The organism is Pseudoalteromonas sp. CST2, from assembly GCF_028599385.1.
Lineage (GTDB): Bacteria > Pseudomonadota > Gammaproteobacteria > Enterobacterales > Alteromonadaceae > Pseudoalteromonas > Pseudoalteromonas atlantica.
On the sequence record NZ_JAQREO010000005.1, the window covers coordinates 176712 to 196146 of the forward strand.

Sequence of the window (19435 nt, forward strand, 5' to 3'; positions counted from 1 at the left end):
GCGCATTTGGAGTTTATGCTCTGTATATTTATTAATGCAAAATGTCTGACGCGAGGTAAACTCGCTGCTACTTGTATGTTTTCTCATTTACTCCTCTTTTACTTCTCTTTGTGCAAAATATTAAGTAATTTATTCACAAAGAGGTTAAGAGACGCTGTGCTCTAAAGGGTAACGTTGTAGGCAAGCCTTGCTTGCTGGCGCGTTTGGCAATTATTAATGCAAAATGTCTGACGCGAGGTAAACTCGCTGTTACTTGTATGTTTTCTCATTTACTCCTCTTTCACTTCTCTTTGTGCAAAATATTAAGTTATTTATTCACTGAAAGGTTAAGAGGTAGGTTGCTTTAGAGGTGGAACATTATGTTTATATTTTGCGTGAGCAAGCTTCACGCCTACCAATAAAAAAGCACCGCGTTTATGGTAAACGCAGTGCTTAATATTTATTTTTACTTACAGCTTACAGCTTAAACCTCTTCACTTTCTTTAATTGTTGCAAATGCGGTGTTTAAACGCGTTACTGTTTCTGGCAGTTGGTCGTCTAAAATGTCTGCTTTATCTGCACCCCATGCTAATACCACTGTTGAGCCTAGTTTAAAGCGGCCCATTTCTTCACCTTTTTTAAGGGTGATGGCGTTTTCGCCTTTAGTTGGGTAGTTCCAGCTAAACACATCGCTACCGGCTGGTGGTGTTACGGTGCCAGCCCAAACGGTCTCTATGCTGGCAACAATGGTTGCGCCTACTAGTACCATAGCAAGTGGGCCAATTTCGGTTTCAAAAATAGCCACTACACGTTCGTTACGAGCAAATAAATTAGGGACATTGCGCGCTGTAAGCGGGTTTACCGAAAATAAGTCGCCCGGTACGTAAATCATTTTACTTAGTGTGCCGTCTATAGGCATATGAATACGGTGGTAGTCTTTTGGCGCTAAATAAATGGTAGCAAATTTTCCGCCTAAAAATGGTGTTGTATCATCTTCAGAGCCACCTAATAGTGCTTGTAGACTGTAGTCATGACCTTTTGCTTGTATTAGCTGCCCATCAACAATGTCGCCCAGTTGGCTAATTGCACCATCAACAGGGTGAGTAATTACGTTCTCGCCTTGCGCCATTGGACGCACACCATCTTTTAATGGGCGAGTAAAAAATTCATTAAACGTTTTGTAGTGCGCTGGGTCTTCATACAAAGCCTCGTTCATGTCTACTTTATATTGTTTAATAAATAGTTTAATAAGCGTTGTAGTTAAAGCACCTGCTTTTGCTGCTGCTAATTTACCTACTACGCGTGAAATAAAGTGCTTTGGCATTGCATACTGCATTGCAATTTTAAATTTGTCTAAACTCACAGATTGTTTCCTAAATTAAACGCGAGGTGCGCGTGCACCAGCACGGCCATCGGCCATTGTTTCTAAAATACGGTGGTAGCTGTCGAATCGCAATTGCGAAATATCGCCATCGGCTACCGCTTGTTGAATTATACAGCCTGGGTCGTTTAAATGCTTACAGTCTCTAAAACGACACCCGCCTATAAACTCTCTAAATTCTTTAAAGCACCAGGTTACCCGTTCAACATCTAAGTGCCATAAACCAAACTCACGTATTCCTGGTGAGTCAATTAGGTTACCACCACTTGGTAGGTGATGTAAGCGCGATACAGTGGTGGTATGTTGCCCTAAGCCACTGTTTTCTGATACTTCTTTAGTTAATATTTCGGCATCAGGAAGCACAGTGTTAACTAAGGTTGATTTACCTACGCCACTTTGACCAACAAAAATATTATTTTTATCAACCAGTACGTTTTTTAAATCATCTATGCCTTCGCCGGTTACACTACTTACAAGCAGTACCTGATAACCAAGGCCTCGATAAATATCGAGTACTTTTTGAATTTCATTTAGGCCTTCGTCGTCGATTAAATCGATTTTATTAAGTACTAAAATAGGTTCTATACCCATGTCTTCACAGGCAATTAAGTAACGGTCGATAATACTGGGCGTAAACTCTGGCAGTACCGCTGAGACCATTAAAATTTGGTCAATATTTGCAGCGATTACTTTTACGCCATCGTAAAAGTCGGGACGCGTAAGCTGAGAGCGGCGCTCTTGTGTTGCTTCAATAACGCCTGCTAAGTCGCCTTCACTTACTTTTGCGCGGCGAAATAGTACTTCATCACCACACACTAAGTTAGTAACGGTACGGCGAATATTGCAGCGTAATACGTCACCTTCTTGTGTTTCTACATCGGCGTGTTGGCCAAAACGGCTGATCACGACAGCGTTTTCGGTTGCGCCCAGATTATCTGTTTGCCACTCTTGCGCGCCACCTTTTGCCAATTTTGTATCGGCATTATTTAAGCGCTTTTGATGATTAGCCTTGATCCTGCGAGATTGGCCTTTACTTAATTTTTTCTGTTTTGCCACTTTTGGCCTATAACCTTGGTTTAAATGTCGGCTTTGCGTTAATACCAGTTGGCAATACCTAACCATTTTGAGTGGCTAAACCTGACGCTAGCTACGTTAAAAATTTCTCATTTAGAACAACTAAATAACAAAATTTTTGCCTTGCTATCGACAAGGTTTTACTACCTCAAAATAGATTACTTAATTAACCAAAATGGTATAAAAAAAGCTTTAGCTCGACGGTTGATGCTAATATGATATATCGAAATGCGTTGGATCTAAAGAAAAGCACTGTTTAAGGTTACTATGACTATTAATGAATCTAATTTAATTTGGCTTGATCTGGAAATGACTGGACTTGAGCCGGCCACAGATAAAATACTCGAAATTGCAACAGTAGTAACTGATGCCGATTTAAATATACTCGCGGAAGGGCCTACTATAGCTATTCACCAAAGTGATGAGTTGTTAGATGGCATGGACGAATGGTGTACTACACAGCATGGGAAATCAGGTCTGACGGCCCGTTGTAAAGCCAGTACATATGATGAAGCTTATGCGGTTGAACAAACGCTTAATTTTTTAAAGCAGTGGGTTCCTGCTGGTAAATCACCTATGTGTGGTAACTCAATAGGTCAAGACAGACGCTTTATGAATAAGTATATGCGCGAGCTTGAAGACTTTTTTCATTATCGAAATTTAGATGTAAGCACAATTAAAGAGCTTGCCCGACGTTGGAAGCCTGAGGTACTAGAACAGGTAAATAAAAAAGGCTCTCATTTAGCTCTCGATGACATTAAAGATTCTATTATGGAATTAAAGGTGTATAGAGAAAAATTCTTTAATTTGTAAAAAACACTTGCAAACACATTAGATTATTGTAGAATCCTGCCCCGCTCAAGACGATAACCCTCGCGGGGTTGGTGTGTTTGAGTGGTTTAAATACCATCAGTAAGTTCGGCACTAGCTCAGTTGCCAGAACGTAGGACGCGACCTGTCGCGCACCAACGGACAAATTACTGACAATCTTTAAAGCGGCACTAGTTCAGTTGCCAGAATGTAGGACGCGACCTGTCGCGCACCAACGGACAAATTACTGACTAAATATGAAGCGGCACTAGCTCAGTTGGTAGAGCGCGACCTTGCCAAGGTCGAGGTCACGAGTTCGAGCCTCGTGTGCCGCTCCAATTTCTCACCAAAGAAATTGGAGTATTGAATGAAATGTAATGCGGCACTAGCTCAGTTGCCAGAACGTAGGACGCGACCCGTCGCGCACCAACGGACAAATTACTGACAATCTATAAAGCGGCACTAGTTCAGTTGCCAGAACGTAGGACGCGACCCGTCGCGCACCAACGGACAAATTACTGACTAACTATGAAGCGGCACTAGCTCAGTTGGTAGAGCGCGACCTTGCCAAGGTCGAGGTCACGAGTTCGAGCCTCGTGTGCCGCTCCAATTTATCACCAAAGAAATTGTAGTGATAGTAAACGAAGTAAAGCGGCACTAGCTCAGTTGGTAGAGCGCGACCTTGCCAAGGTCGAGGTCACGAGTTCGAGCCTCGTGTGCCGCTCCAATCTCTCTAAATATCCCACTAAAATAAACACCTCTAAAACAATATTTTGATCTGATTTATACCTACGAAAATTATTTATAAATATTAAACGCACGAGTGGCCGCATGCCACCGCGCGATATAAAGGGTTTTAAATAATGCGAAGTGACGTAGTAAAAGCTAGGGAGGGGAGGTCAATACAAGGTTAAAAGGTTTCGCCTTGCAAGGTCGCTATAATACGTCTTGCACCGCCAGCGTCGCGATGCTCGCCTAAGTAAATACCTTGCCATGTACCTAGCGCTAAGCGCCCATTGCTTATAGGAATACTTAATTCACACCCTAACGTACTGGTTTTTATATGGGCTGGCATATCATCATCACCTTCGTAATCGTGACGATAGTAAGGTTGGCGCTCGGGAACGAAATGGTTAAAGTGGCTTTCCATATCCATGCGCACTGTTGGATCGGCGTTTTCGTTTATGGTTAAACTTGCCGATGTGTGCTGAATAAACAAATGTAATAGGCCAACTTTATAATTGGCCAGCTCGCTCAGCTGCGCGAGTATTTCATCATCAATTAAATGAAATCCTCGAGCACGCGGTTTTAAGGTTATTTGAGTTTGTTGCCAGCTCATAACTTATCAAAGCTAACTTCTATATTTGCATCGCCTGCATCACAGCTAAATGGCATGATTATTTTTTTGCCCTTACTTTTATGTGTGATGGTGTGGCCTTTACCTGCAACTACAATTGGCGTAGCCATATCAAAGTCATAGCCTTTTTCGCCGAGTAAGTTTTTAGCTCCACCGGTAACCATATTAGTAATTTCCCCAACCATATCAGTTACTTCATCGTCTATGTTGTCAGGGCGCTCACCAAGCATGCGTTCCATGATAGTCAGAGCTAAGTTTTCATCAAAGGTAATTGAAAATGAGCCACGAGTTTGCGCGCCCACCATGCCAATTAAACCAGATACATCGCCACAGGCGACTTCGTCTGTTTTAATACGCGGCTTACCTGGTTTTAACTCGGTTTGTGCCATTGTAGATAACACATTGATCAAAGAAGATAAAAATGGATTAATGAACTCAACATTCATGTTAGGTACTCTTAAAATTGGTGCTAAAGTGGCTATCTAAATATGAGTATAGCTTTAAAACAAACTTTGGGTTTAGCTTCTACAAGACTCACACTTACCGTGTGCTTCAATAGTTTGCCCTGATACAACAAAGCCGCTTTCTGCTGCTAAGTTGTTTAGCTCGTGAGAAATAACCGTAGAGTGCAGCTCTTTTACAAAGCCACAACTGTCACAAATTAATAGCTGCACAGGATGAATATGATCAAAGTGATGGCAAAGCATAAATGCATTGGTGCTTTCTATTTTGTGAATAAAGCCCAGCTCTGATAAAAAGTCTAGCGCACGGTAAATTGTTGCAGGTTTTGCGCCTGTTTCTGTTACTTTTAATTGCTCAAGTAAATCGTACGCCCCAACGCCGCCTTGGGCACTAGCTAATAGGCGAAATACTTTTTCGCGGATAGGCGTAAAACGCGCACCACGGTTGTCACAAACTTGTTTTGCTTTACTTACGAGTGATTCTATATTCATCATTCTCTTATCCTTACGCTACCGTGATATACTAACATACTGTGTTGTACTTGCAGCGTTTTTATTAAACACTTTTTATCTAGGAACCCCATTAATGCATGAACTGGTAGCTATATTTATTTTCTTTTTTGCGGTGATAGACCCTATAGGTACAGTGCCTGTATTTATTGCTGTGACACGTGGGGAAGATGAAAAGTTTAAACGAAAAGTTGTTTTTAAAGCCGTGGGTGTATCCGCTGTGGTTTTACTCTTTTTTGTTATTGCCGGTGAGCAGCTATTAAATGCAATTGAAATACCGCTGTCGGCGTTTCAAATAGCCGGGGGTATAGTCCTGCTTATTTTTGCGCTTTCAATGATTTTTGGTGAAAGTAAGCCCGAGTCTGAGATTAAAAGTGTGCGCGACAGCACAGAAACCGCTATTTTTCCGCTAGCCATTCCCTCTATAGCAAGCCCAGGCGCCATGCTTGGCGCAGTACTGATGACTCGCAACGAAGAATACACGTGGGTTGAGCAAGTTACTACATCGTCGATGATGTTGGTTGTGTTAGTTGTTGTGCTTGTGCTGTTGTTACTCGCAAATCATGTGCATAAATTAATAGGCGACAGTGGCGCAAGTATTATAAGTAGAATCATGGGGTTAATTTTAAGCTCTGTGGCAGTTACAAATATACTCAACGGTATCGCGCATTATTTTGGTTTACAAATATACAGCTAACATTGATGCTAATTAGGCTTTTGTGTAAAATACAGCGCCTTTTTATGGGCGCATTTACTTATAATCCCCGAGGCTTTTACATTGCAAAAACGCACATTAGATAATCCAACGTTAAACAGACGTTTTTCTGTTGCACCCATGCTTGATTGGACTGATCGTCATTGTCGCACTTTTCATCGTAAGATGACTAAGCACGCTGTTTTATACACTGAGATGATCACCACGGGGGCGATTTTATTTGGTCGCGGCGATTACCTACACTTTAATCAGCACGAGGGGCCGGTTGCTTTGCAGCTGGGGGGGTCTGATCCTGAGGCGCTAGCAAAGTGTGCAAAGCTTGCGGGTGAGCGTGGCTACGATGAAATTAACTTAAATGTAGGCTGCCCTTCAGATAGAGTACAAAACGGGCGCTTTGGTGCATGCCTAATGGCCGAGCCTGAGCTGGTTGCCCAGTGTGTTGCGGCAATGAAAAGCGAAGTTAGTATTCCTGTTACGGTAAAAACACGCATCGGTATTGATGAGCAAGACTCGTATGAATTTTTATGCGCATTAATTGAAGCCAGCCATAAAGTTGGCTGTGATGACTTTATTATTCATGCCCGTAAAGCGTGGTTAAATGGTTTAAGCCCTAAAGAAAATCGTGAAGTACCGCCTCTTGATTACCCACGCGTTTACCAACTAAAAAAAGACTACCCACAGCTCGATTTAAGCATTAATGGCGGCGTTAAAACAATTGAAGAAAGCCTAGCGCATTTAGCGCATATAGACGGCGTTATGATTGGTCGCGAAGCATATAGTAATCCATTTATACTTAATGAGGTGGATGAAAAGATTTACGGTGAGGTGGCTAATACTCAGACTCGTCACGATGTGGTGCGCGCTATGTATGATTACATAGAAGAGGAAATGCGTTTAGGTGCTAACTTTTGGCATATAGCACGCCATATGCTGGGGATTTTTCAGGGGCAGCCAGGGGCGCGCGGATTTAGACGTCACCTTTCAGAAAATGGTCACGGTAAACAGGCTGATTTGTCGGTAATGGATAAAGCATTAAGTTTTGTGCCTGAGTAATACTAAAGCGCTGAGCAGTTATAAAAAAACCACTTTTTAAAGTGGTTTTTTTATAACTAAAATTTAGTCAAAAGATAAATAAATTAGTGATTTTCGCTTATTAACATTCAGTTTTTAGTCAGTTTAAAATAACTTATTAGCTGTCTAACTAATTGAATTTAAATGCTTATAAATAACTTTTTGTTACTTGGCATAACTCTTGGAATCCTGTTGTTGTTATCAATTAAAAACAACAGGACAAAACAATGAGTATATTTAATCGCGTAAATGATGTTATCCAATCCAATATTGCTGCCATGCTGGATAAAGCAGAAGACCCAGAAAAACTCCTCAACCTTATGCTAAGTGAAATGCAAGAAGCGCTTAACGAATGTAGAAGCACAGCCGCAGCCTTGCTGTGCGAAGAAAAAACGCTTAAACGCCAAATTGCACAAAAACAAAAAGACTTAACTTTGTGGCAAACAAAAGCTGAGCTGGCAGTTGCTAAAAACCGTGACGATTTAGCCAAGTCTGCGTTAGTAGAAAAACAGCGAGTAGATGAGCAAATTGCAGCAAAAAACACTCAGCTAAATACTCTAAAAGAGTCGATAGAGAAAATTACGGCAGATTGTGAGCGTTTACAGCAAAAAATGGCGCAAGCTAAAAGCAAACAAGCTCAATTAATAAAACGCCACGATATTGTTGCTGCACGTGAAAAAGTGAACATGCAATTACACAGTGACAACGTCGCAAATGCTTTGTCTCGCTTTGAAATGATAGAGCAAAAAGTGGAAGGCATAGAAGCACAGGTTGATGCTTATGAACTTACAAATACAGCGCAATCAACCGCTGAGCAAATTGAGTCTTTAGTTAAAAATGAAAAAATAGATGCAGAGCTGGCTCGTTTAAAAGCCAGTGTTAAGCAAAGTAATACCAATACAACTGCGCAAAGCGCTTAAGGAGTAGAGTATGAATAACTTTAAAACACAGCGTGGTTGGTACAAAGATTCACTGAATAAAAAAATATCGGGCGTATGCAGTGGGTTAGCGCGTCGCCTTGATTTTCCAGTGTGGTCAACACGCTTAGTAACAATTTTATTATTTATAAGTTTTCCGTTTGCAGTAGCGCTTGGTTATTTGATTGCTCACTGCTGCCTTGAAGAGCGTGCGTATTAGGAGAGGGATATGAAAACCTTAGCAATATGTGTTGTCGTATATGTGTTACTTTTTACTGATACTGTGTCGCTAATACATTTTGATTCATGGCAGTTTCCACTGTGGATTGCAGATATGAGCTGGGTAGGACTGGAGCTGGCTGGCGTATTAGTCGCTATTATTGCAGTGGTAGCCGTAATGGCATTAGTGACTATGGGATTAATAGGCGCAGGGATTGTCGCGCTGGTTGGCACCATTTTGGCACTGTTATTTGGTTCAGTGATGATAGCCTGGCCATTATTATTTGTAGCTGTACTGTGCTGGTTGGTGCTCGATAACAAAAAAGTAACCTCTTAAGCCTTAATTTAACTGACTATTATTAGTTAACTATGTTAAATTTAAAGTGAAATTTTATGCTTTCACAAGGAATAAAGCGATGATGAAGCAGTGCTTTTTTATGGCCTCGGCGTTAATGATTAATGTGTTTTCGTCATCGGTTGCTGCACATGCTGGGCACAGCCACGATACAGACGAAGCTAAGCTTGAAGTAAGCCATGCACAAGTAAGGGCGTTTTTGCCTGGTAGTAAGTCGAGTGTTGGCTATTTAACAATTTCTAACCACGGTGGTGGTGTTGCTAAATTAACTAAAGCAACCATCGAAGGTTTAGGGCGTGTAGAAATACATGAGCACAAACATGTCAATGGCATGATGAAAATGCAACAGGTTAAAGCCGTTACTATTAAGGGCCATGAAAGCCTAAGCTTTGAGCCTGGTGGTTACCATTTAATGGTATTTGATCCACAAGAACCGCTAAAAGTAGGGCAAGAACGTAAACTCACGCTATATTTTAGTGACGGTAACCGCTTGTTTACTAATGCTCAAGTGGTTTCGCTTGAAGCGCAAGCTGCGCATTCAAAGCCATCTAAAAAACAACACGCTCATCACTAGGAGGATAAATGTCGCAACATAAAGGAAAAATAGCTGGTGCCTTGGTGGTACTACTTATTATTTTTTACGCTATTGCAGTTTATTGGAGCATTGAGCCGGCACGTTTTAACGTAGTAACTAATGCAAAAGAAACCGCGCAAGCACGCAACGAAAAAATGGTAACAGGCTATACAACCACCTCAACGCTTATTACCGTTGCTAGCACATTACTTGATAAGCAAGGTGGATATTTATCAAACGATGTGATGCCGCCAAGTGTGATAATGGATGACATGCCTGCGTGGGAATATGGCGCGCTTGAAATGGTGCGTGATTTAGCGCTATCAATGCGTAAAGACTTTAGCCGCTCACAGTCGCAATCTACCGAACATGAAGCCCTTAAAAAAGCGCAGCCACAATTTAATATTAGCTCTGAAGCATGGGCATGGCCAAGTGCCGAGGGAGAGTACCAAAAGGGAATAGACTACCTTCTTGTGTACCGCTCACAAATTGCTAACGAGCATGAGCGCGATAGCCAATTTTATTCACGTGCAGATAATCTTCGTAGCTGGTTAAAAGAAGCCGAAAAGCGTTTAGGCAGTTTAAGTCAGCGTTTAAGTGCAAGTGTTGGCCAAGACAAAGTAAATACCGATTTAGCTGGTAATTCTTCAAACACGCAAGCGACCTATACACCACTTCAGCAACAAGTAAGAACGTCGTGGTGGGAAATAGACGACGTGTTTTACGAATCGCGCGGTGCAACGTGGGCGTTATTACACTTTTTACAAGCGGTTGAGTATGACTTTGCTGATGTATTAGAAAAGAAAAATGCACGTGTAAGCTTACAGCAAATTATACGTGAGCTTGAGGCAACACAAGAAACCGTGTGGAGCCCAATTATATTAAACGGGAATGGTTTTGGCTTTGTGGCAAATCATTCTTTAGTTATGGCAAATTATATTTCAAGAGCCAATGCGGCTTTAATCGAACTTAGCGAACTACTAGCTCAAGGATAAAAAATGAAAAAGTATTGTTTAGCAGCTGCCCTTTCAATGGCATGTTTAGCCCCTGCAGCACAGGCAGACACTCTATTAGGTTTATATGTAGGTGTTGATGGCTGGCAGTCAGACAACGACGGTCAGTTTTCTTACAAAGATAACGCACCACAAGATTTTAATTTTGAAGACGAAACCTTTATAAGCTACTACGCGGCACTAGAGCACCCAGTGCCATTAGTTCCTAACCTTAAGCTTAAATACACAGAGCTTGAACTTAATGGCTCAGCTACCCTTACTGATACGTTTAGCTTTAATGGCTCAGATTACGTGGTTGGTACAACTGCAAATACATTAAGTGATTTAACTCACATTGATTACATTCTTTATTACGAAATTTTTGATAACGATTTAATTTCAATTGATTTAGGTTTAAACGCAAAGCAGTTTGACGGTGACATTGTTGTAACTGGTACCACTCAACAAGGTGGCACTAACTTCTCTGAAACTAAAGATTTTTCGGGCTTCGTTCCACTTGCGTATGGCCGTGCTGAAGCAGGCTTACCATTTACGGGTTTAAGCGTGTTTTTTGAAGGCAGCTTTTTAGCTATCGACGATAGTAAAGTACAAGACTACCAAGTAGGCGTAGCGTATGAGCTTATTGATAACCTAGCGGTAGATGTAGCTATTAAAGCGGGTTACCGCTCAATGACGTTAGAGCTAGATGATGTTGATGATATTAACACCGATATTGACGCATCAGGCCCATTTGCGGGTATTCAAGTTCACTTTTAATTAGTGAGCTTACAGCGTGGTGTGTTATTTATTAACATGCCACGTTAAATCAAATTCTCCCTCCAATGCATTATTAATTAATTGCTTATACACCTTATTTACAGGGTAATTTATAAGCTTAGAAAGCTCATCGCCTGTTTGGGTAAACTTGTAATAGCTTAATACTAAGTCACTGCTTTTAGCTTTTAACGTCACTTTTTGCGATAAAAACGACAGGGTGAGTTCTTGGCCTGCTTTTAATACCGCCGATTCTATTTCTTTTCTGTAGAGTAAATTAAGATCCATAAGCGTTAAAATATCAGGAAAGCTGATCCCCGTTTTTCCTAAATTTAGCGATACCTTATTGCCTTTTCGTAGTAAGTCGAAAAGCGAAGGCTTTTTATAAAACCCCAATAAAATAAAGTGGCTGTCGTCTTTTGCGTTGTAGCTGCTCAGCGATACACACTTTTGTAATGCATCAGCTTCGCGTTGGGTCATATGCTTGAGTGTTTGTAAGCTTTTTATAGAAAATGTACCGGGGTTGAGGGTCTCGCCAGTTAAAATTTTAGCCCACAGTGTTTGCATCGATTCATTTGAGGTGTCTTCACATAGGGCAATAAAGCGTTCTATCCAGTCGGCATCTGGTTGCTTATTACTTGCCACATCGGGGCAAAATCCCATTGCTTTAGCTAAAATGGTTTCTATATTTTGCTGCTGTTTTATAAGCAGTAAATCTTGGCGCTTTTGGGCGCGCGTTAAAATAGGGTTATCGCTATTTATGTGATAAAGCGGGTTTAGATCGCCTTTAGAGCCGTAACTTTGATCTGTACTTAGTTGCCCAGTATTTGTGGTTATTTTTTTTACGGGGTAGCCAAGTAAAGACTCAATTATATTGGCGAGGTTAATTCTCGCTTGGGCTGATTTTACTGTCATCGTTATCCAGCTGTGTTTTTTGGTCGCGTAATTGCGCCACTGTTTGTAAGTTATTTAAGCCAAGTGACACTGTATTGCTTAATACATACTCACTAAAAATTGATAGATAACCCGAAATTAGCGGGGTATTGGTTTGGCCATTAATATTACACGTTACATTTACCACACCTTCTACTTCGGTAAATGTAATTTCACCTTCAATAATATGCTCATTTTTTAAAAGCGCATTAAAGGTCATTTTATTTTGCGAAAGCGAAGTAATGGTCATTTCTCCATACCCCCAGTCGCTTTGCCACGATTGATGCGCGCCTATACCGCGACTAGGTTCGCCTAAAGTAAAAGTGATAGACGGATCTACTTTGCCCCAGGGCGACCATGTATGCCAAAGGCTAAAGTCAGAGACCAGCGATTTAACGGTCGCTACATTGGCATTTATTTGTATGTTTTTATTTACGCTGTAATTTTGCGGCAGGGTTAAACCAATCAAAATAGCCACTAAAACTAACAATAAGAGCGTTTTTATAAGGTTTTTAAAAAATTTAATAGGCACACCTTTTACGAGTTTTTTAGTTTGAAATATAACAACTTTTTATTAATCGACTATAGTATGAATTAGCCTATAAACCAAAAATATATTTTTAGCACATAGGTATGAGCTTATATAAGTATTAAAACTGATAAAGGGTAGATAATGTCGTCAGAGCAAAGCGATTTTTTATTTTTAGCGCCAGACAGCGAAGAAGAAATAATCCAAGAATTATCTGATTTTTGGGATGTTTTGATCGTTGATGACGATCCTGAAATACATTCAGTGACTAAGCTTGCGTTATCGGGCGTAGAGTTTTGGGAGGCAGGGCTGCGTTTTCACGATGCGTACTCTGGCAGCGAAGCCATCGAAATACTCAAAAACAATAATACAATTTCCGTTATTTTTTTAGATGTAGTGATGGAATCTGATGATGCGGGTTTGCAAGTTGTAAAACGCGTACGCGAAGAGCTTAACAATCAGCATGTGCGAATTATTTTACGAACCGGCCAAGCGGGCAACACCCCAGAAGAAAAAGTAATTCGCGAATATGACATTAACGACTATAAAACAAAAACAGAGTTAACTCGTTCTAAATTAGTAACTTCTTTAATTACCGCTATTCGCTCGTACGAGCAAGTATGCCAGCTTGAGTATCAAAGTGATGCAATGAACACCATTGTTTCGGCTTCAAAGTCTATTTTAGGGCTTACCGATATTAAAGTGTTGTGCAAAGAGATTATTAAACACTTGGGCATTATTTTAGAGTGCCAACAAGTTGGGTTGGTATGCAGTAAGCTAGATGGCGATAACTTTATTCAAGTATTGGGTGGCAGTGGCCATTATGAGAGCTACTTTGGTGAAAAGCTTGTTAATGTTGATAGCGTTGCGCTTGAACAAGTAGAGCAGTGTTTTGAGTCGGCTCAGCATTGCCAAACCGATTCGAGCGTAACTTTTATTGTTAAAAGTAAGCACCGCCAGGCTGCTATTTATTTAGAGTGCGAGCATAAACCGAGTGATGCGCAGCTGCAATTTGCAGAGATTTTTCTTACTAATGTGAGTGTAGCCCTTGATAACGTAAGGCTGTTTGTAAAACTAAGAGATGCGGCCTACAAAGATGTACTGACCGGTATTTCTAATCGTACTAATTTTATTGAGCGGGTGGTGCGTTATCAAAAACCACATGTTAATGACTACGTTTTTGTATTAATTGATGTGATTGGTTTTGCAGATATTAACAATGGCTTAGGACAAGAAATTGGTAATCATTTGTTAATCGAGATTGTAAAGCGGCTTAAAGATGCTTACCCAGACGCAAAGTTATTGTCGCGTATTGGCGCAGATGTATTTGGCTTTATTATTCGCCAAACGGAGTTTGACCTAGAACAATTTAACGACGTGCTAAGTGTGCCTTTTAGTGCTGGCGAGCATATTTTGCCTGTCGATTTTAGAATTGGTTTATGTCAGCAGCAAGACTTTCAAAGTACTGGGTTAGATACACTCAAAGTTGCCTATATTGCATTAAACCAAGCTAAAAAGCTTAAATGCAAAGAGGGTATTTACTACGATATTGATATGCAAGACAAAATGGCTTGGCGCTTAGGTATTATTAGGCAGTTACGTCATGACTTTGCTCGGCAAAAACTCCAAGTGTGGTATCAGCCTCAGCTTTCACTTGATAATTTATCTTTGATTGGCTGTGAAGCATTGCTGCGCTGGCCATCAGAAGATGGCTCGTTTATATCTCCTGCGGTGTTTGTGCCTTTAGCAGAGGATGCCGGTTTAATTGTTGATATTGGCCAATGGGTTTTAGAACAAGCTTGCCAACAGCAAAAACGCTTAGAGGCACTCGGTGAAGAAATTTGCATTGCTGTAAATGTATCTGTGCCGCAATTTAAGGTTAAAGGCTACGCTAAAACAGTAAAAAACACCTTACAAAAGTACGACGTTAAACCCTGCAATATAGAGTTAGAAGTGACTGAAAGCGTGGTAATGGATGAATTAGAAACCGTGATCAATACCCTAAAAGAGTTAAAAGAATTAGGCGTAGAAGTAGCGATTGATGATTTTGGAACGGGCTTTTCTTCGTTAAGTTACTTACAAAGTTTACCGCTTGATAGGCTTAAAATAGACCGCGCATTTGTAAAAGATTTACCTGATAACGATACCGGTGCTATTGCTGCTTTGGTGGTGTCGCTTGGTGCTAAACTAGGACTAAAAACAATTGCTGAAGGTGTAGAAACACAGCAGCAGGCAGAGTTTTTGAAAAACTTAGGGTGTGATGAAGTACAGGGTTTTATGTACGCTAAGCCAATGCCTGAGCACGAACTTTTAGAGTTTATTAAAGAGCGAAATAAAAAAACTTAATATCAACAGACTTTACAGTAGGCGCGATATCTCTAGGCAATGTTGTATAAATAAGCAATGTATTAGGATATAATTCGCGCCTTTTGTTATTCTACGGCCAAAACTATGAGCTCCCTTAAAGCTGAACGCGCGCTATTTTCATACCCCAAATATTGGGCTGAATGTTATGGCACCGCCCCATTTTTACCTACCACTCGCGAAGAAATGGACGCTCTTGGCTGGGATAGCTGCGACATTATAATTATTAGCGGCGATGCCTATGTTGATCACCCTAGTTTTGGTATGGCGGTAATTGGCCGTGTACTTGAAGCGCAAGGCTTTAGAGTGGGTATAATTGCTCAGCCAGATTGGCAATCAAAAGATGCCTTTATGGGGCTTGGTAAACCAAACTTATTTTTTGGTGTAACAGCCGGCAACATGGATTCGATGATCAACCGCTACACGGCAGAAAAACGAATGCGCCATGACGATGCCTATACACCAGGTAATGTGGGTGGTAAGCGCCCTGACCGTGCGGTGATGATTTACTCTCAGCGCTTACGCGAAGCCTACAAAGGTGTGCCTATTGTTATTGGTGGTATTGAAGCAAGCTTGCGCCGTATTGCTCATTACGACTACTGGCAAGAAAAAGTACGCCGTAGTATTTTATTTGATGCCAAAGCCGACATCCTTATTTATGGTAATGCAGAGCGCCCGCTGGTGGAAGTAGCCCACCGTATAGCCGCTGGCGAAACTATGGATACAATTCAGGATATTCGTGGTACAGCGGTTATTCGTAAAGAGCCAATACCGGGCTGGCGCGGAAGTGATTCAACAGCGATTGATAAAATAGGCAAAATTGATCCTATCCCAAACCCCTATGGGGCTGATGATGTTGGGTGTAGTAAATCAGAGTTTAAGCAAGCCGGTATTGATTTAAAAGCCGAGGCCGCTAAACCCATTACCATTCAGCCTGCGCGCCCTAAACCGTGGGAAAAAACATACGTTAAACTGCCTGCATTTGAGCAAGTAAGCGTTAATAAACCGCTTTATGCTCATGCCTCGCGCATTTTGCACCAAGAGACCAATCCAGGTTGTGCTCGTGCGTTATTTCAGCGCCATGGCGATCGCTCTATTTGGGTTAACCCGCCGGCATTTCCGCTCGAAACCCATGAGATGGATGATGTATTTGGTTTGCCTTATCAGCGTATACCGCACCCAAGTTATGGTGATGCAAAAATACCAGCCTACGATATGATTAAAACGTCGGTTAATATTATGCGTGGCTGTTTTGGTGGCTGTTCGTTCTGTTCTATTACCGAGCATGAAGGACGTATTATTCAAAGTCGCTCGCAAGAGTCGATTATTGATGAAATAGAACAAATTAGAGATAAAGTACCTGGTTTTACCGGTGTTATTTCTGATTTAGGTGGCCCAACGGCCAACATGTATAAATTACGCTGTACGAGCAAAAAAGCAGAAAGTACCTGTAGACGACTCTCATGTGTTTACCCTGATATATGTAAGCACATGGATACAGACCATACACCTACTATCGATTTATACAAAAAAGCCCGTGAAGTGAAAGGCATTAAAAAGATTTTGATCGCCTCTGGCGTTCGTTACGATCTAGCCGTACAAGACCCTCGCTATGTAAAAGAGCTGGTGACACATCATGTGGGTGGCTATTTAAAAATTGCCCCTGAGCACACAGAAGATGGCCCTTTGTCTAAAATGATGAAGCCGGGCATGGGTGCTTACGATCAATTTAAAGAGTTATTTGATAAGTACTCAAAAGAAGCGGGTAAAAAGCAGTACTTAATACCGTACTTTATTTCAGCGCACCCGGGTACCAAAGACGAAGACATGGTTAATATGGCATTGTGGCTTAAATCTAACGACTTTAAGTTAGACCAAGTACAAAACTTTTACCCGTCGCCTATGGCCAATGCAACCACCATTTACCATACAGAAATGAACTCGTTGCGTAATATTAAAAACAATAAAGAGCAAGTACCCGTGCCAAAAGGAGCACGCCAACGTCGCTTACACAAAGCAATATTGCGTTATCACGATCCATCGGGTTGGCCAATGATCCGCGATGCACTGCGCAGTATGGGGAAAGCCAATTTAATTGGTAAAGGCCCAAATTGCTTAGTGCCAGAAGAAGGCCGCGATGAAAAAGCACATAAAGGCGCTGGTAAAGGTAAAGGAGGGCGCCCAGCCTTAACGCGCCATACTGGGTTTAGCCAATTTAAAAAGGCTAACACTAAACCTAAAGTAGGCGGCAATCGCCAGCGTGCTTCTCGCTAAGCGTTAAAACAAGTACACAAAAAACCCGATACTGAGTAACAGTATCGGGTTTTTTATTGCGTTAATTTACTGCTGTTAGGTGTGCATTACACCTTAAAGTTTTCTACCGATATTCTTAGCTCTTCAGCAAGTTTGGCTACTTCTGAGCTTGAAATGTTTGTTTGATTTGCACCCTCAGCTGTTTGCTCGGCTATGGCTACAATAGATTCTAAACGTTCACTAATTTCTTGTGATACTTGTTGTTGCTCTTGAGCTGCGGTAGAGATTTCTTCACTTACATCGTGTGCTTGCGATACGGCAAGTGTAATTGAGTCTAATGCGCTGCTTGCTAAGTCGCTTTGTTCAACACATGATTCTGCTTGCTGTTTACCTTTATCCATTGCTGTTACAGCCGCTTCTGCGCCACTTTGAAGCGATTCAATCATAGATTGTATCTCTTGGGTCGACTCTTGCGTTTTGCTTGCCAGTGAGCGTACTTCATCCGCTACTACCGCAAAACCTCGGCCATATTCACCGGCACGTGCTGCTTCAATTGCAGCGTTAAGTGCTAATAGGTTGGTTTGCTCTGCAATGCCGCGTATTACATCTAAAATACTGCCTATAGATGCGCTGTCTTGATGAAGCTTATTAATAACACCTGATGCATCGTCCACCTCGCGAGCAAGTTGCTCAATAGTGGCTTTGTTTTGATGAGATATCCCTTTTACACGTTCAGCTTCTTTATCGGCATTTTTTATTTCGTTAAGTGCCTGCTGTGCGCTGTTGCTTACTGTTTGCGACGTGCTGCTCATTTCGGTTGTGGCGGTTGCCGCTTGCTCTACTTGTGCTTGTTGGTTACGAATAGCTTGGCTTGACTCACCGGTAATGGCCGATGTTTGCTCAGACGCCGCTGCTAATTGAGTTGAGCGTGAAATAATGCCTTTAATTAAGCTACGTAAGCTATCTATAAGGGTGTTACAGCTTTTTGATAGCTCGCCAAATTCATCTTTTGCAGAGTCATCTAAGCGTTGGGTCATATCACCGCTGGCAACAATATCTAAAATCCGATTAACCTCAGCCAGTGGCTTAGTGATTCTATTAACGGTAAGAATCGCAATCGCAATTGCAATTAACGTTGCGATGATCATACCTGCCCATGTCCAGAGCGTCGCTGAGTCTACATCCTCGCGAACACCTTCTTGTAATTTGTAAGCTACAGTACTTGCTTGTGTTACTAAATCATCAATTTGCGACAGTGCCATAGTGGTCGCTTGCTCTGATTGGGCAAGTTCTTTTTCGGTAAGTGCGATAGCGTCAATAAGGCGCTGCTTATTGGCCGCTAGGCTATTATTACCGCTGATATTTTCTATCAGGGTATCAACGTATGCTTGTAAATCACTGTATAGGTCGTTGTTATCTTGCTCTATAGCTGGCTTTATTAACGTTAAAGTACGAATTACTTCGTCAAGGTAATAAGCTTGCTCATTTTTTACAATATCTAAGGTGTTTGTCGTCTTAACCGTGAGCATATCGGTACTGTTACTCACCACAGACATAAAGTTGTTTTCTAAGTTATTGGCGGCTTGGTAAGCGCGTGGGTGATTTTGCTCAAAGTTAGTAATATCTGTGATATCAAGCACGACTGAATTGGCATCTTCAGCTGCAATCTCAATTGTTTCAAGCTGTGCTGTGAGGGTTTTATTAAGTGCTAGTTGTTTATCTTTATCAGCTAATAGGTTTTCGACCGTATCTAAAAAGCTTAAGTAGGTTTTTTCTACAGCTTGGCTTTTTTGACTCAGTGATGCATCGTTTTTTACTACACGTTGAAGGTCGGCGTGCAGCGAGTTGAATTTGTCTTTTTGCTCAAGTACTTTTTGTTTTATAGGGGTGAGCTGTGCGCTTGAGGTGGTATAAAAACTAGCTTGGGCTGCTTTACTCATTAAAATAAATTCAGCTTGTAGTTCTGAGCTTTTATTAAGCGCGGGCAGTGATAACTGGTTTACCTGTTGGGTAGAGCGGTCAATGCTCGCAATTTTTATTAAAGAGTTACCACCAATGATTATGAGTAATAAGGTGATAAATATAAAACCACACCAAATTCGTTGGCTTACTGTCAGATTCATATGGATTTCCAATTAAAGTACTTCAATCACATCTTATCGGCTTT

At 41.3% G+C, this 19435-nt stretch carries 19 protein-coding genes and 3 tRNA genes; 14 read left to right on the forward strand and 8 right to left on the reverse strand.

All coding sequences use genetic code 11. From position 1 onward, the window contains the following. Nucleotides 1-463 precede the first annotated feature (463 nt). The gene (gene asd / locus PSH41_RS09215; RefSeq protein ID WP_273588887.1) at nucleotides 464-1342 is read right to left on the reverse strand and encodes an archaetidylserine decarboxylase; all 879 of its coding nucleotides are present in this window, start codon (nucleotides 1340-1342) and stop codon (nucleotides 464-466) included. A 15-nt stretch (nucleotides 1343-1357) separates the two neighbouring features. Further along, on the reverse strand, nucleotides 1358-2416 hold the full coding sequence (gene rsgA / locus PSH41_RS09220) for a small ribosomal subunit biogenesis GTPase RsgA (protein WP_004589056.1): 1059 nt from the start codon (nucleotides 2414-2416) through the stop codon (nucleotides 1358-1360). A gap of 285 nt (nucleotides 2417-2701) precedes the next feature. On the opposite strand from rsgA, the gene orn reads away from it, so the two are divergent. The 4 genes from orn (at nucleotide 2702) to PSH41_RS09240 (ending at nucleotide 3971) form a co-directional block, all read left to right on the forward strand. Continuing rightward, complete coding sequence (gene orn / locus PSH41_RS09225) at nucleotides 2702-3247, forward strand: oligoribonuclease (protein ID WP_004589057.1); 546 nt, start codon at nucleotides 2702-2704, stop codon at nucleotides 3245-3247. A 259-nt stretch (nucleotides 3248-3506) separates the two neighbouring features. Then, nucleotides 3507-3582, forward strand: a tRNA-Gly gene (locus tag PSH41_RS09230). 195 nt (nucleotides 3583-3777) lie between these two features. Further along, nucleotides 3778-3853, forward strand: a tRNA-Gly gene (locus PSH41_RS09235). 42 nt (nucleotides 3854-3895) lie between these two features. Next, nucleotides 3896-3971 (forward strand) — tRNA-Gly (locus PSH41_RS09240). A 183-nt stretch (nucleotides 3972-4154) separates the two neighbouring features. Here the strand turns inward: PSH41_RS09240 and PSH41_RS09245 are convergent. The 3 genes from PSH41_RS09245 to PSH41_RS09255 form a co-directional block, all read right to left on the reverse strand. Then, nucleotides 4155-4583 (reverse strand): secondary thiamine-phosphate synthase enzyme YjbQ, encoded by a 429-nt coding sequence (locus PSH41_RS09245; protein ID WP_054983902.1) that lies wholly within the window; start codon nucleotides 4581-4583, stop codon nucleotides 4155-4157. Beyond that, nucleotides 4580-5047, reverse strand: coding sequence for a chemotaxis protein CheX (locus PSH41_RS09250; protein WP_029773279.1), 468 nt, complete (start codon nucleotides 5045-5047; stop codon nucleotides 4580-4582). The genes PSH41_RS09245 and PSH41_RS09250 overlap by 4 nt, the downstream gene beginning before the upstream one ends. 72 nt (nucleotides 5048-5119) lie before the next feature. Continuing rightward, nucleotides 5120-5554: a transcriptional repressor gene (locus PSH41_RS09255; protein ID WP_029773280.1), complete on the reverse strand. Its 435-nt coding sequence runs from the start codon at nucleotides 5552-5554 to the stop codon at nucleotides 5120-5122. A gap of 94 nt (nucleotides 5555-5648) precedes the next feature. Between PSH41_RS09255 and PSH41_RS09260 the strand changes: the two genes are divergently transcribed. The 8 genes from PSH41_RS09260 to PSH41_RS09295 all read left to right on the forward strand — a co-directional run bounded on the left by PSH41_RS09260 (nucleotide 5649) and on the right by PSH41_RS09295 (nucleotide 11192). Next, entirely contained in the window at nucleotides 5649-6269 is a 621-nt protein-coding gene (locus PSH41_RS09260; RefSeq protein ID WP_004589061.1) for a MarC family protein, read from the forward strand. A gap of 81 nt (nucleotides 6270-6350) precedes the next feature. Further along, the gene (gene dusA / locus PSH41_RS09265; RefSeq protein ID WP_095206773.1) at nucleotides 6351-7340 is read left to right on the forward strand and encodes a tRNA dihydrouridine(20/20a) synthase DusA; all 990 of its coding nucleotides are present in this window, start codon (nucleotides 6351-6353) and stop codon (nucleotides 7338-7340) included. Nucleotides 7341-7585: 245 nt separating this feature from the next. Continuing rightward, entirely contained in the window at nucleotides 7586-8278 is a 693-nt protein-coding gene (locus tag PSH41_RS09270) for a PspA/IM30 family protein (protein WP_273588888.1), read from the forward strand. A 10-nt stretch (nucleotides 8279-8288) separates the two neighbouring features. Next, entirely contained in the window at nucleotides 8289-8495 is a 207-nt protein-coding gene (locus PSH41_RS09275) for a PspC domain-containing protein (RefSeq protein WP_024031508.1), read from the forward strand. A 9-nt stretch (nucleotides 8496-8504) separates the two neighbouring features. Further along, the gene (locus tag PSH41_RS09280) at nucleotides 8505-8831 is read left to right on the forward strand and encodes a hypothetical protein (protein WP_024031509.1); all 327 of its coding nucleotides are present in this window, start codon (nucleotides 8505-8507) and stop codon (nucleotides 8829-8831) included. Nucleotides 8832-8910: 79 nt separating this feature from the next. Next, the gene (locus PSH41_RS09285) at nucleotides 8911-9423 is read left to right on the forward strand and encodes a copper chaperone PCu(A)C (RefSeq protein WP_029773289.1); all 513 of its coding nucleotides are present in this window, start codon (nucleotides 8911-8913) and stop codon (nucleotides 9421-9423) included. Between the two features lie 8 nt (nucleotides 9424-9431). Then, complete coding sequence (locus PSH41_RS09290; protein ID WP_004585847.1) at nucleotides 9432-10418, forward strand: DUF2333 family protein; 987 nt, start codon at nucleotides 9432-9434, stop codon at nucleotides 10416-10418. 3 nt (nucleotides 10419-10421) lie between these two features. After that, the gene (locus PSH41_RS09295; RefSeq protein WP_004585848.1) at nucleotides 10422-11192 is read left to right on the forward strand and encodes a TIGR04219 family outer membrane beta-barrel protein; all 771 of its coding nucleotides are present in this window, start codon (nucleotides 10422-10424) and stop codon (nucleotides 11190-11192) included. A gap of 24 nt (nucleotides 11193-11216) precedes the next feature. Here PSH41_RS09295 and PSH41_RS09300 read toward each other — a convergent pair whose 3' ends face one another. After that, a complete protein-coding gene (locus tag PSH41_RS09300; RefSeq protein ID WP_273588889.1) occupies nucleotides 11217-12104 on the reverse strand; it encodes a TIGR03899 family protein in 888 nt (295 codons plus the stop codon). After that, complete coding sequence (locus PSH41_RS09305) at nucleotides 12073-12654, reverse strand: SRPBCC family protein (protein WP_273588890.1); 582 nt, start codon at nucleotides 12652-12654, stop codon at nucleotides 12073-12075. Before PSH41_RS09305 ends, PSH41_RS09300 begins: the two co-directional genes overlap by 32 nt. 141 nt (nucleotides 12655-12795) lie before the next feature. On the opposite strand from PSH41_RS09305, the gene PSH41_RS09310 reads away from it, so the two are divergent. Together PSH41_RS09310 and PSH41_RS09315 are read left to right on the forward strand one after the other, a co-directional pair. Continuing rightward, on the forward strand, nucleotides 12796-14997 hold the full coding sequence (locus tag PSH41_RS09310) for a bifunctional diguanylate cyclase/phosphodiesterase (protein ID WP_273588891.1): 2202 nt from the start codon (nucleotides 12796-12798) through the stop codon (nucleotides 14995-14997). 105 nt (nucleotides 14998-15102) lie between these two features. Beyond that, nucleotides 15103-17289: a YgiQ family radical SAM protein gene (locus tag PSH41_RS09315; RefSeq protein WP_024031514.1), complete on the forward strand. Its 2187-nt coding sequence runs from the start codon at nucleotides 15103-15105 to the stop codon at nucleotides 17287-17289. 86 nt (nucleotides 17290-17375) lie between these two features. Here PSH41_RS09315 and PSH41_RS09320 read toward each other — a convergent pair whose 3' ends face one another. Then, the gene (locus tag PSH41_RS09320; RefSeq protein ID WP_273588892.1) at nucleotides 17376-19391 is read right to left on the reverse strand and encodes a methyl-accepting chemotaxis protein; all 2016 of its coding nucleotides are present in this window, start codon (nucleotides 19389-19391) and stop codon (nucleotides 17376-17378) included. Between the last annotated feature and the right edge of the window lie 44 nt (nucleotides 19392-19435).

Bases quoted from the DNA above. Each gene is read 5' to 3' on its own strand.
- orn (WP_004589057.1), top strand. From the start codon at position 2,702: ATGACTATTAATGAATCTAATTTAATTTGGCTTGATCTGGAAATGACT.
- PSH41_RS09245 (WP_054983902.1), bottom strand. From the start codon at position 4,583: ATGAGCTGGCAACAAACTCAAATAACCTTAAAACCGCGTGCTCGAGGA.
- PSH41_RS09250 (WP_029773279.1), bottom strand. From the start codon at position 5,047: ATGAATGTTGAGTTCATTAATCCATTTTTATCTTCTTTGATCAATGTG.
- PSH41_RS09255 (WP_029773280.1), bottom strand. From the start codon at position 5,554: ATGAATATAGAATCACTCGTAAGTAAAGCAAAACAAGTTTGTGACAAC.
- PSH41_RS09260 (WP_004589061.1), top strand. From the start codon at position 5,649: ATGCATGAACTGGTAGCTATATTTATTTTCTTTTTTGCGGTGATAGAC.
- PSH41_RS09270 (WP_273588888.1), top strand. From the start codon at position 7,586: ATGAGTATATTTAATCGCGTAAATGATGTTATCCAATCCAATATTGCT.
- PSH41_RS09275 (WP_024031508.1), top strand. From the start codon at position 8,289: ATGAATAACTTTAAAACACAGCGTGGTTGGTACAAAGATTCACTGAAT.
- PSH41_RS09280 (WP_024031509.1), top strand. From the start codon at position 8,505: ATGAAAACCTTAGCAATATGTGTTGTCGTATATGTGTTACTTTTTACT.
- PSH41_RS09285 (WP_029773289.1), top strand. From the start codon at position 8,911: ATGATGAAGCAGTGCTTTTTTATGGCCTCGGCGTTAATGATTAATGTG.
- PSH41_RS09290 (WP_004585847.1), top strand. From the start codon at position 9,432: ATGTCGCAACATAAAGGAAAAATAGCTGGTGCCTTGGTGGTACTACTT.
- PSH41_RS09295 (WP_004585848.1), top strand. From the start codon at position 10,422: ATGAAAAAGTATTGTTTAGCAGCTGCCCTTTCAATGGCATGTTTAGCC.
- PSH41_RS09300 (WP_273588889.1), bottom strand. From the start codon at position 12,104: ATGACAGTAAAATCAGCCCAAGCGAGAATTAACCTCGCCAATATAATT.
- PSH41_RS09310 (WP_273588891.1), top strand. From the start codon at position 12,796: ATGTCGTCAGAGCAAAGCGATTTTTTATTTTTAGCGCCAGACAGCGAA.
- PSH41_RS09315 (WP_024031514.1), top strand. From the start codon at position 15,103: ATGAGCTCCCTTAAAGCTGAACGCGCGCTATTTTCATACCCCAAATAT.
- PSH41_RS09320 (WP_273588892.1), bottom strand. From the start codon at position 19,391: ATGAATCTGACAGTAAGCCAACGAATTTGGTGTGGTTTTATATTTATC.